Raw genomic sequence first — 11,170 nt, 5'->3', positions numbered from 1 at the left:
GCCTTCGGCCAAGGCCGCATTGCCGACCTGGCCAAGCTCGTGCCTGCTGCCGCCAAGGTGCTGATCCTGGTGGGCGGTGCCAGCGCCGAAAAGACCGGCACCCTGGCCGAGGTGCGCGCCGCGTTGGGCGAGCGCCAGCACGCCACCTTCAGCGGCATCGAGCCCAACCCGAGCTACGAGACCTCCATGAAGGCCGTGGCGCAGATCCGCGAAGGCGGGTTTGACTTCTTGCTGGCCGTGGGTGGCGGTTCGGTGATCGACGCCACCAAGTTCATCGCGGCCGCTGTCCGTTTTGAAGGCGATGACCACTGGGCCATCCTCGAAAAGCACGGCCGCAACGTCAAGGGCGCCATGCCGTTTGGTTCCGTGCTCACGCTGCCCGCCACGGGCTCGGAGATGAACAACGGCGGCGTCATCACCCACCGCGCCAAGGGCGCCAAGCTGTCGTTTGGCAGCGTGCACACCTACCCGGTGTTCTCGGTGCTCGACCCCACCAAGACCTACACCCTGCCACCCCAGCAACTGGCCAATGGCGTGGTGGATGCGTTTGTGCACACGGTCGAGCAGTACCTGACCTACCCGGTCAACGCACCCGTGCAGGACCGGTTTGCCGAAGGCATCCTGCAGACGCTGATCGAGATCGGCCCGCGCCTGCTGACCGCCCCCGAGCCCGTGTACGACGACCGCGCCAACCTGATGTGGGCCGCCACCATGGCGCTCAACGGCCTGATCGGCGCGGGCGTGCCGCAGGACTGGGCCACGCACATGATCGGCCACGAGCTGACGGCGCTGCACGGCATCGACCACGCGCGCACCCTGGCCATCGTGCTGCCCGCGCTGCTGAACGAGCGCCGGGTGGCCAAGCGCGCCAAGCTGCTGCAGTACGGCGAGCGCGTGTGGGGCATCACCACCTGCAGCGAGGACGAACGCATCACTGCCGCCATCGAGCGCACGCGCGATTTCTTTGAGAGCATGGGCATCGCCACGCGCCTGTCGGGCTACGGTCTGGGCAGCGAGGTGGTGAACACCGTGGTGACGCAGCTGGAAGCGCACGGCATGGTGACGCTGGGCGAACAGCGCGAGATCACCCCGGCGGTGAGCCGCCGCATCCTCGAAGCTGCGCTGTAAATGGAGGTGGACGGGGAGGGCGGGGTCCCAGGCCCTCTCTCCTGCTTGCCCCGCCTGCGCTGCATTTCGCGCCGCGCAGCAGCGTTTCGTCGCAGGGCGCTGGAGCCCGCCCCTTGCGCCGCCTACAGTGCCGTCAAGCCACCTCCTTGGGTGGCATTTGACGAAAGGCGCACCGTGACCCTCATCCTCATCCTGGCCCTCCGCTCCGCGTGGCGCAAAGCCCGTGCCCCGCTGCTGGCAGCTTTTGTGGCAATGCTGGCCTGCGCCACACCGGCATCGGCCCAGTACGCCGGCCTGCGCACCCTGGTGGTACCGGGCGCAGAGCCCGTGACCGTGGCGCTGTTCTACCCCACGCCGGTGGTGGCGCGCACCCAGCCCATGGGGCCCTGGCGGCCCGTGGTCACGCCGGGCGCCCCGGTGGCAACCGCGCCCCTCAAGGGCCTGATCCTCATCTCGCACGGCACGGGCGGCCATGAACTGGGCCACCACAACCTGGCCACGCGCCTGGCGGCCGACGGCTATCTGGTGGCGGCGTTGCGCCACCCGGGCGACAACTGGGAAGACCGGTCGATGATTACCTCGGGCCGCTACTTCAGCGAGCGCCCCCGCCAGGTGAGCCGCGTGCTGGACGCGCTGCTGGCCAGCCCCGAATGGGGCCCCCGCATTCCGGCCGGGCGCATTGGTGCCGTGGGGCATTCGGCAGGTGGCTACACCGTGCTGGCCCTGGCCGGTGCGCAGGCCGAACCGGCCCGTGCGGCACAGCACTGCCGCAGCGTGTCGGACGACCCCGGCTTTTGCAGCCTGGGCAAGCTGCCCGCCCGTGGCCAGGCCGCCCAGACTTCCAAGGAGGCACCTGTGGCCGCCACCGCGGCAACCACACAGGCCGGCGCCCCTGCGCTTGATGGTCCGCTGGTCTCGGTGGCAGACCCCCGCATCCGCGCCGTGGTGGCCATGGCGCCCATGGCTGTGGTGTTCACGCCAGACAGCCTGAAGGCCATCAGCGTGCCCGTGCGGCTGATGGTGGCCGAGCGCGATGCCGTGCTTGTGGGCCCCTACCACGGCGGCTATGTGGCAGCGAATTTGCCGTCTGCACAGGCCAGTACGGTGCCGGGTGCAGGCCACTTCGCCTTCATGGCCCAGTCTGTCTGGCCGCTGGCGTCCGAGGCGGGAGACGCCGCCGCCAACCCCGAAGGCTTTGACCGCGTGGCCTACCACGCCACGCTGGAGAACGAGGTGGCGGAGTTCCTGGCCAGACAGCTGCGTTGACAGGTTGAGGGACCGCAGGCGCGGTAGCGCCGTGCTGTAAGCCAATGCCGCAAACCTGCCCGCATCGCGGGACAACGGGCCCGATGGCTGGTACGGTGGTGGTTTGGTTTTTCCGATCAACCCCCCCACACCGAAAGCGACTTCCATGGCACACATCCTCATGGTTCTGACGTCCCACGACCAACTGGGCGACACCGGCAAAAAGACGGGCTTCTGGCTGGAAGAGTTTGCTGCACCGTACTACGTGTTCAAGGATGCAGGCGTGCAGATCACGCTCGCATCGCCCCAGGGCGGCCAGCCGCCCCTGGACCCCAAAAGCGACGACGAAAACGCCCAGACCGATGCCACGCGCCGCTTTAAGGCCGATGCTTCAGCGAAGCAGCAGCTGGCCAGCACCGTGCCCCTGTCCAGCGTGAAGGCCGAGGACTTTGATGCCGTGTTCTACCCCGGCGGCCACGGCCCGCTGTGGGACCTAGCGGAAGACGCGCAGTCCATTGCCCTCATCGAAAAGACCTTTGCAGCAGGCAAGCCGCTGGCGCTGGTGTGCCACGCACCCGGCGTGCTGCGCCACGCCAAGGCGCCCGACGGGTCGCCGCTGGTCAAGGGCAAGAAGGTCACGGGGTTTACCAACAGCGAAGAAGACGCGGTGCAGTTGACCCAGATCGTGCCCTTCCTGGTGGAGGACATGCTCAAGGCCAACGGCGGCGTGTATTCCAAAGGCCCCGACTGGGCGCCCTATGTGCTGACCGACGGCACGCTGATCACGGGGCAGAATCCGGCATCGTCAGAGCAGGGCGCCCATGCGTTGCTGAAGCTGTTGGGGTAAGGGGCCGCGAAGGAACCCTGCAAAGCCGCAGATCCTGCGCAGAACGGGTGTTTGCGCAGATTAAGGGTAAAAATGGCTGCAAGCGCTAGTGGATATTGCGCAAACAGCTATTGAATAAATAGCAAACCCAGCATCTCAAGCTGCGCTCAGGCCGTGGTGCCGACGCGGGCCCCGGCATCCATGCCGGCATCGGCGGCGCCTGTGGCCTCCACTTCCACCAGACAGTCATAAAACGTGGGTGCGCGGCCCAGGTCGGTCAGCGCCTGGCTGGTCACCTCGTTCACGTTGGTGCCGTTCAGCCCCAGCTTGCGCCACCAGATGCCCAGGCCGTTGACTACGCCGGGCCGTGCGCGGCGCGAGACGGTGGCGTGGCACAGGTAGCTGCCCCGGTCGTTGAACACGCGCACCACGGCGTCGTTGGCAATGCCGCGCGCTTCGGCGTCGTCGGGGTGGATTTCCAGGATTGGCCGGCCCTCGATGTTACGCAAGCTTGTCACGTTGACGAACGTGGAGTTCAAGAAGTTGCGCGCGGGCGGCGAGATCATGGCCAGCGGGTAGCGGGCGTCCGAGCCCTGCAGTTCGTAGTTGGGCAGGTGGTCGGGCAGACCGTCCAGGCCCTGGGCGGCCAGGCGTGCGCTGTAGAACTCGCACTTTCCAGAGGGTGATGGGAAGTTGCCTTCGGCGAACGGCGCATCGGGCAGCGCCAGCGTGGCAAAGCCTTGGCTTTCGAGCAGTGCGTAGTCCACTGCGTCGCCAAACGCCTGGCGGCACAGGGCCTCGTCGCTCTCGGCAAAACAGGGCTCGGCAAAGCCCATGCGCGCCGCCAAGTCGCGGAAGATCTGTGCGTTGCTGCGCGCCTGGCCCTGCGGCGCGATGGCGGGGCGGTTGAGCAGCACGTCGGTGTGGCCGTAGCTCAGGTGCACGTCCCAATGCTCCAGCTGCGTGGTCGCGGGCAGGATGTAGTCGGCGTAGTCGGCCGTGTCGGTCTGGAAGTGCTCCAGCACCACCGTGAACAGGTCTTCGCGTGCAAAGCCTTGCACCACCTTGCCCGAGTCGGGGGCCACGGCCACGGGATTGCTGTTGTAGACCACGATGGCCTCCACCTTCGGCCCGAACGCGGGCGAGGCCTCGCGCAGCAGGTCGTCACCAATGGTGGACATGTTGATGGTGCGCGGTATCTGGGCCGGCATCAGGTCGGGCCGCTGCAATACGGCGCGCTGCGCGGGGAACTGTCCCGAGCTGGACAGCAGCACGCCGCCCGCGCGGTGGCGCCAGGCGCCCGTGAGCGCAGGCAGGCAGGCCACGGCGCGCACCGCATTGCCGCCGCCACGCACGCGCTGCATGCCGTAGTTCAGGCGGATGGCGGCGGGCTTCGTCGTGCCGTAGTCCTGGGCCAGCTGGCGGATCTGCTCCACCGGAATGCCGCACACCTTGGCCGCGCGTTCGGGTGGCCACTGCCGTGCGCGCTCGCGCAGCGGGTCCCAGCCCAGCGTGTGGCGGGCGATGTAGTCGTGGTCCAGCCAGTCGTTCGCGATCAGCTCGTGCATCAGCGCCAGGGCCAGCGCGGCGTCGGTGCCGGGGCGCAGGGCAATGTGCTCGTGGCATTTGTCGGCCGTCTCGCTCTTGCGGGGGTCAATGCACACCAGCTTGGCGCCATTCCTCTTGGCCTGCTGGGCGTAGCGCCAGAAGTGCAGGTTGCTGCCGATGGAGTTGCTGCCCCAGATGATGATGAGCTGCGACTCGGCAAAGAACTCCACCTTCATGCCCACCTTGCCACCCAGGGTCTGCACCAAGGCCTCGGCCCCGGCCGATGCGCAGATGGTGCGGTCCAGTTGCGAGGCACCGAGCTTGTGGAAAAAGCGGCGGTCCATGCTCTCGCCCTGCACCATGCCCATGGTGCCCGCGTAGCTGTAGGGCAGGATGGCTTCGGGCGCACGCGCGGCGATGGACTCCAGGCGCTGGGCGATGTCGGCCAGCGCCTCGTCCCAGGTCACGGGCACGAACTGGCCGGCCCCCTTGGCGCCCGTGCGCTTGAGCGGCGTGAGCACGCGCTCGGGGTGGTAGCTGCGCTCGGTGTACTTGCTCACCTTGGCGCACAGCGCGCCATCGGTGTGGCGGTGGTCGGGGTTGCCCTGCACGCGGGTGGCCACGCCGTGCTCGTCCACGGTGGTGAGCAGGGCGCAGGTGTCGGGGCAGTCGTGGGGACACGCGCCGCGCACCTGAATCAGTGCCGATGGAGGGGAATTAGCGTCAGAAGGCGTGGGCATTCGGGGGCTGGATCGTTAAACTGGCTGTCAGGGTTGGAACGGGCGTGCATATGGGTCCCCCGTTTCCAAGGGGCTGCCTACCGGCAGTGCAGAGGGGCATGCCCCTTCTTTCTTCTTACAAGAGCAGAGATTTCACCATGAACCAGACAGTATTGGGGCGCAGGCAGTTTTCGGTGGGTATGGGCGCCGTGGCGCTGGGCGGGTTCGGCCTGGCGCATGCGCAGGGCGAGGGGCGCATCGTGCTGGGGCAGTCGGCCGCCTTCACCGGCCCGGCGGCGCAGCTGGGCGTGCAGTTCAACCAGGGTGCCAAGCTCTTTTTTGACCAGCTCAACGCCCAGGGCGGCGTGGGCAAGCGCATGGTGGAGATCCGCACCATGGACGACGGCTATGAGCCCGACCGGTGCGCCGAGAACACCCGCAAGCTGATTGCCGACGAGGTGTTTGCCCTGTTTGGCTACATCGGCACTCCCACCAGCCTGGCGGCGCTGCCGCTGTTCACCAAGGAGAAGGTGCCGTTTTTTGGCCCCTTTACCGGCGCCGAGGCGCTGCGCCAGCCGTTCAACCGGCTGATCTTTCATGTGCGTGCGTCCTACTACGACGAAACCGCGCTCATCGTGCGCCAGCTCACCAACCTGGGGCTCAAGAAGATTGCGGTGTTCTACCAGAACGACGCCTACGGCAAGGCGGGGCTCGATGGCGTGAACCGCGCGCTGGCCGAGCTGAAGCTGACCCCCGTGGCGACGGCCACCGTGGAGCGCAACTCCACGGATGTGAAAGCGGCCGTGGACAAGCTGGTGCCCGCCACGCCCGATGCCGTGGTGCAGATCACGGCCTACGCGTCGGCCGCCGCGTTTGTGCGTGCGGCGCGCAAGGCGGGCTTTGGCGGCACGTTCTACAACGTGTCGTTTGTGGGCACGCAGGCGCTGGCCGACGAGCTGGGCAAGGACGGTGCGGGTGTGGTGGTGTCGCAGGTGGTGCCCTCGCCCTACCAGCCCTCGCGCCAGATCACGCGCGAGTTTCTGGAGGCCATCAAGAAGGGCGGCGACAAGGTGCAGCCCAACTACTCCAGCATGGAAGGCTATCTGGCTGCACGCGTGTTCGCCGAGGGCCTGCGCCAGGCCCAGGCCGGCGGAAAGATCACGCGCGAGAGCTTCATCACGGGCACCGAGTCCATCGGCAACCAGGTGATCTCGGGCTTTCCAGTGTCGTTCAGTGGCACCAGCCACGCAGCCTCGAAGTTTGTCGAGATGTCGATGCTGACCGGGGACGGCCGGGTCAGGACCTGATCCCGAACGGGGGGCGGGCGCGCGCCGGCCCCCGCCGCTCCAAAGCGATCAGCCCAGCGTGCGCGTGCGCGCCAGCCCCTGCATGAACGCCTCGCAGCGTCCCAGCTGCTCCAGGCTCACGTACTCGTCGGGCTGGTGGGCCTGCTGGATGCTGCCGGGGCCACACACCACGGTGGAGATGCCCGCGTTCTTGAACAGCCCCGCTTCGGTGCCAAAGGCCACCAGGGTGGTGCCTTTTTCGCCCGACAGCTCTTGCGCCAGGCGCGTCACCGGGTCGTCCTTGCTGCCCAGGAAGCTCGGGATTTCGCAGATGGTCTCGAACTCGAAACCCGCTGCAGGCGCCACCTTCTTCATGGCGGGCTCCAGCGATTTGGCGTAGGCCACCACCTCGGACTGCATTTGCGCGGCGTTGGCCGTGGGCAGGTCGCGGAACTCGTAGCGGAACTCGGCGTCGCGCGGCACCACGTTGTCGGCAATGCCACCATGGAACTGGCCCACGCTGCTGGTCGAGAACGGCACGTCAAAGCCCTCAAAGCGGGGCTCGTTCTTTTCAAAGTCTTCCGCCATGTCGCGCACCCGACCCACCACGCGGGCGGCCATCTCAATGGCGTTGACCGAATGCGGCGTGAGGGAGGAATGCGCCTCCTTGCCACGCACGCAGCACTTGTAGCGGTACACGCCCTTGTGCGCGATGGCGGGGATCATGCTGGTGGGCTCACCCACGATGCAGGCCAGGGGCTTGATGCTCGCGTCGCGCAGGTCGGCGATGAGTTCCTTCACGCCAAAGCAGCCTATCTCCTCTTCGTAGCTGAATGCCAGATGGACCGCAAAAGGCGCGTCGCTGTTCAGGAACTGCTCTGCGTGCGACACGGCAATGCCAATGAAGGCCTTCATGTCGGCACTGCCGCGCCCGTATAGGTTGCCGTCCTTGACCAGGGCACTCAGCGGGTCCATGGTCCAGTCCTGTCCATCCCACGGCACCGTGTCGGTATGGCCCGAAAGGATCACGCCCGCCGGCTTGCCCTCGCCCAGGGTGGCGAACAGGTTGGCCTTGGTCTTGTCGTCGTTGAAGGTCAGGCGGCTTTTCACGCCCAGCTTGGCTAGGTGGTCGCGGATGAAATGGATCAGCTCCAGATTGGAGTTATGGCTGACGGTGTTCATGCGCACCAGGGTTTGCGCAAGTTCGAGGGCGTGGGCAGAAATCATGGGTGGCTAGCGAATAACCCGGGTTGGCACGTGTGTTGCTGTCGGGCTAGACTGTGAGATCGTAAGGACACATATCATGAACGTTATTGACTCCATCGTCACCCAGGCGGCCAGTATTGCAGCGGTGCGCCGGGACATTCACGCCCACCCCGAGCTGTGCTTCGAAGAGGTGCGCACCGCCGACGTGGTGGCGCAAAAGCTCACCGAGTGGGGCATTCCCATCCACCGGGGTATGGGCAAAACGGGCGTGGTGGGCATCGTCAAGGGGCGCGACGGTGGCGCCAGTGGCCGCGCGATTGGCCTGCGCGCCGACATGGACGCACTGCCCATGCAGGAGTTCAACACCTTCGCCCACGCCAGCAAACACCAGGGCAAGATGCACGCCTGCGGCCACGACGGCCATGTGGCCATGCTGCTGGCGGCGGCCCAGCACTTTGCCAAGCACCGCAACTTTGACGGCACCGTGTACCTGATCTTCCAGCCCGCCGAAGAGGGCGGCGGCGGGGCCCGCGTGATGATCGAGGACGGCCTGTTCGAGCAGTTCCCCATGGAAGCCGTGTACGGCATGCACAACTGGCCAGGCATGCCGGTGGGCACCTTTGCCGTGAGCCCCGGCCCGGTGATGGCATCGACCAGCGAGTTCAAGATCACCCTGCGTGGCAAGGGCGGCCATGCGGCGCTGCCGCACACCGGTATTGACCCGGTGCCGATTGCCTGCGGCATGGTGCAGTCCTTCCAGACCATCATCAGCCGCAACAAGAAGCCCGTGGACGCCGGCGTGATCTCGGTCACCATGATCCACGCGGGCGAGGCTACCAACGTGATTCCCGACAGCGTCGAGCTACAGGGCACGGTGCGCACCTTCACCACCGAGGTGACGGACCTCATCGAAAAGCGCATGCGCCAGATCGCCGAGAACCACTGTGCTGCGCACGATGCCAGCTGCGAGTTCGAGTTCGTGCGCAACTACCCGCCCACCGTCAACTCCCCCGCCGAGGCCGAGTTTGCCCGCAAGGTCATGACCGGCATCGTGGGGGAAGAGCGTGTGGTGGTCCAGGAGCCCACCATGGGCGCTGAAGACTTTGCCTACATGCTGCAGGCCAAGCCCGGCGCGTACTGCTTCATTGCCAACGGCGACGGCGCCCACCGCGAGATGGGCCACGGCGGCGGCCCCTGCATGCTGCACAACCCCAGCTACGACTTCAACGACGACCTGATCCCGCTGGGCGCGACCTACTGGGTCAAGCTGGCCGAGGAATGGCTGGCCCAGCCCGCCAAAGCGGCCTGAAGCAGCTTGACGAGCCGTTGATCCTCCTCCACCCGGGCGTGCGCAGCGCGCGTGCCCGGGTTTTCTTTTTGTCTTCCCACTGACTCCTGAAAGCCCTGCCCATGACCGGAATCGTTGAAGCCTTCTCGCCCAGCTACGCCCAGGCGCGCACAAAGTTTCTGGAGGCCGCCGCAGCCGCGGGCCTGTCCATCGAATCGCACGCCCACCCGCTCCAAGGCCGCGACGGCGAAGACCTGGCCATGGACGTGGTGCGCGACGGCCCGGCCGATGCCAAAAAGCTGCTCATCGTGAGCAGCGCCTGCCATGGCGTCGAGGGCTACTGCGGCAGCGGCGTGCAGGTGTTTGCGCTGCACGACGCTGAGTGGCGCGCCAAGGCGCGCGATGCCGGTGTGGCCACGCTCTACATCCACGCGCTCAACCCGTATGGCTTCTCGCACGTGCGCCGCTTCACACACGAGAACGTGGACCTGAACCGCAACTTCCAGGACTTCAGCAAGCCCCTGCCCGTGAACACGGCCTACCGCGAGGTGCAGCCCCTGCTGCTGCCCGAGCAGTGGCCACCAGGCCCTGAGAACCAGGCAGCGGTGGCGGAGTACATCGCCACCAAGGGCGAGGCCGCGTGGCAGGCCGCCATCTCGCAAGGGCAGCACGAGTTTCCGCAGGGCGTGTTCTTTGGCGGCACCGAGCCCACCTGGAGCAACCGCACGCTGCGCCAGGTGCTGCGCCAGCACGGTGCGGCCGCGTCGAAGATCGCCTGGATCGACCTGCACACGGGCCTGGGCCCCAGCGGCCATGGCGAGCGCATCTACGCGGGCAATGACAACGCCGTGGCCGTGGCCCGGGCGCGCGCCTGGTGGGACGGCGGCGGCGCCACGCCGGTCACGTCGATCTACGACGGCTCGTCCACCTCGGCCTTCCTCACCGGCCTGATGTGGACCTCGATCTACGACGAGTGCCCCCATGCCGAATACACCGGCATTGCCATGGAGTACGGCACCGTGCCCGTGCTCGACGTGATGAACGCCATCCGTGCCGAGCAATGGCTCCAACTGCACCCCGAAACTCCGGCTGACAAGGCTGCCCAGATCAAGGCGCAAATGCTGGCGGCCTTCTACACCGACACGGACGTGTGGAAGGGCCAGATCATCAGCCAGGCACGGCAGTCGATGTTCCAGGCGGTGAACGGGTTGACGGTCTGATTTTGTGTTCCAGAGGCCTCGGGCGTTAGTTTTATATGCCTGAGATGCTATCAATATGGTAGTTGGTGCGCAGGGGTTTGGCGGGTAGTACGGGTTCAGGAGGGTTGGGGTTGCCACCGTGGGGCGGCTACCATCGCCCCGAAAACCAGGAGACACCATGGCCTCTGACCCTCTGCGCGCGCTGAGCCGCAGCCTGCTCCGGCTGTCGGAGCAAGCCCAGCAGGTGGCCCCGCAGGACTTGCTGCAGCAGGCCATGCAGACCTTGCAGGGGCTGGTGCCTTTTGATTCCGCCTGGTGGGGCGAGGTCTCGGCGGGCGATGTGCAGGTGGCACCCCGCAACTGGCTGCACGGCAGCATTGGCCTGAGCCGCAGTTTTGCCGAGGAGTGGAATGCGCTGGCGGCGGTGGACCTGTTTGGGCTGCAGTCCATGCAGCAGCTGGGGGTGGTGATCCGTGAGCGTGACGTGGTGGGCCCGTTACCCGAGCACCCGGAGGTGGCCGCCTTCAGCCAGCGCCACGGCCTGTACCACTGCATGGCCCTCACGGCCGAGCTGCCCCACAGCGGGCTCATGTTTTTTGTCTCCATCTACCGCCCGCCAACGCGGCCGGAATTCTCGGACGGAGAGACCGTGCTGTTCGGCGAATTCGTCCTGCACCTGCTGCAGCAATGGCACCACCGTCTGCAGCGCCTGCAAAGCGACACGC

The 11,170-nt window shown here is 66.8% G+C and carries 8 protein-coding genes and 1 pseudogene; 7 read left to right on the top strand and 2 right to left on the bottom strand.

The window, feature by feature from the left end; genetic code table 11:
* From DBR23_RS22655 to DBR23_RS22645, 3 genes are all read left to right on the top strand, one after another.
* The coding region (locus tag DBR23_RS22655) for an iron-containing alcohol dehydrogenase (protein WP_108499658.1) at positions 1 to 1,128 on the top strand (1,128 nt) is incomplete at its 5' end.
* Positions 1,129 to 1,380: 252 nt separating this feature from the next.
* On the top strand, positions 1,381 to 2,394 hold the full coding sequence (locus tag DBR23_RS22650; protein WP_199227781.1) for an alpha/beta fold hydrolase: 1,014 nt from the start codon (positions 1,381 to 1,383) through the stop codon (positions 2,392 to 2,394).
* A gap of 145 nt (positions 2,395 to 2,539) precedes the next feature.
* Positions 2,540 to 3,220, top strand: a complete 681-nt coding sequence (locus DBR23_RS22645) for a type 1 glutamine amidotransferase domain-containing protein (RefSeq protein ID WP_108499655.1) — start codon at positions 2,540 to 2,542, stop codon at positions 3,218 to 3,220.
* Between the two features lie 146 nt (positions 3,221 to 3,366).
* On the opposite strand, the gene DBR23_RS22640 is transcribed toward DBR23_RS22645, so the two are convergent.
* Positions 3,367 to 5,487, bottom strand: coding sequence for a molybdopterin-dependent oxidoreductase (locus DBR23_RS22640; protein WP_108499654.1), 2,121 nt, complete (start codon positions 5,485 to 5,487; stop codon positions 3,367 to 3,369).
* Between the two features lie 137 nt (positions 5,488 to 5,624).
* Between DBR23_RS22640 and DBR23_RS22635 the strand changes: the two genes are divergently transcribed.
* A complete protein-coding gene (locus tag DBR23_RS22635; RefSeq protein ID WP_108499653.1) occupies positions 5,625 to 6,773 on the top strand; it encodes an ABC transporter substrate-binding protein in 1,149 nt (382 codons plus the stop codon).
* Positions 6,774 to 6,821: 48 nt separating this feature from the next.
* Here the strand turns inward: DBR23_RS22635 and argE are convergent, their stop codons facing one another.
* Positions 6,822 to 7,979 carry an acetylornithine deacetylase gene (gene argE / locus DBR23_RS22630; protein ID WP_108499652.1) on the bottom strand — a complete coding sequence of 386 codons (1,158 nt, stop codon included), beginning with the start codon at positions 7,977 to 7,979 and terminating at the stop codon, positions 6,822 to 6,824.
* A gap of 76 nt (positions 7,980 to 8,055) precedes the next feature.
* Here argE and DBR23_RS22625 point away from each other — a divergent pair, with 76 nt between their 5' ends.
* The 3 genes and pseudogenes from DBR23_RS22625 to DBR23_RS31565 form a co-directional block, all read left to right on the top strand.
* Positions 8,056 to 9,267 (top strand): M20 aminoacylase family protein, encoded by a 1,212-nt coding sequence (locus DBR23_RS22625; RefSeq protein WP_099731436.1) that lies wholly within the window; start codon positions 8,056 to 8,058, stop codon positions 9,265 to 9,267.
* Between the two features lie 101 nt (positions 9,268 to 9,368).
* Complete coding sequence (locus tag DBR23_RS22620) at positions 9,369 to 10,466, top strand: M14 family metallopeptidase (protein ID WP_108499651.1); 1,098 nt, start codon at positions 9,369 to 9,371, stop codon at positions 10,464 to 10,466.
* 157 nt (positions 10,467 to 10,623) lie between these two features.
* Positions 10,624 to 11,170 (top strand): annotated as a pseudogene (locus tag DBR23_RS31565) (LuxR family transcriptional regulator); the annotation flags it as partial.

The organism is Acidovorax sp. HMWF018, from assembly GCF_003061035.1.
Lineage (GTDB): Bacteria > Pseudomonadota > Gammaproteobacteria > Burkholderiales > Burkholderiaceae_C > Acidovorax > Acidovorax delafieldii.
Note: the sequence above shows the minus strand (reverse complement) of the source record. Positions and strands in the feature narration are given on the sequence as shown.

What these genes read in the sequence shown, in the direction of transcription:
- DBR23_RS22650 (WP_199227781.1), top strand. Translation starts at nt 1,381, where the DNA reads ATGCTGGCCTGCGCCACACCGGCATCGGCCCAGTACGCCGGCCTGCGC.
- DBR23_RS22645 (WP_108499655.1), top strand. Translation starts at nt 2,540, where the DNA reads ATGGCACACATCCTCATGGTTCTGACGTCCCACGACCAACTGGGCGAC.
- DBR23_RS22640 (WP_108499654.1), bottom strand. Translation starts at nt 5,487, where the DNA reads ATGCCCACGCCTTCTGACGCTAATTCCCCTCCATCGGCACTGATTCAG.
- DBR23_RS22635 (WP_108499653.1), top strand. Translation starts at nt 5,625, where the DNA reads ATGAACCAGACAGTATTGGGGCGCAGGCAGTTTTCGGTGGGTATGGGC.
- argE (WP_108499652.1), bottom strand. Translation starts at nt 7,979, where the DNA reads ATGATTTCTGCCCACGCCCTCGAACTTGCGCAAACCCTGGTGCGCATG.
- DBR23_RS22625 (WP_099731436.1), top strand. Translation starts at nt 8,056, where the DNA reads ATGAACGTTATTGACTCCATCGTCACCCAGGCGGCCAGTATTGCAGCG.
- DBR23_RS22620 (WP_108499651.1), top strand. Translation starts at nt 9,369, where the DNA reads ATGACCGGAATCGTTGAAGCCTTCTCGCCCAGCTACGCCCAGGCGCGC.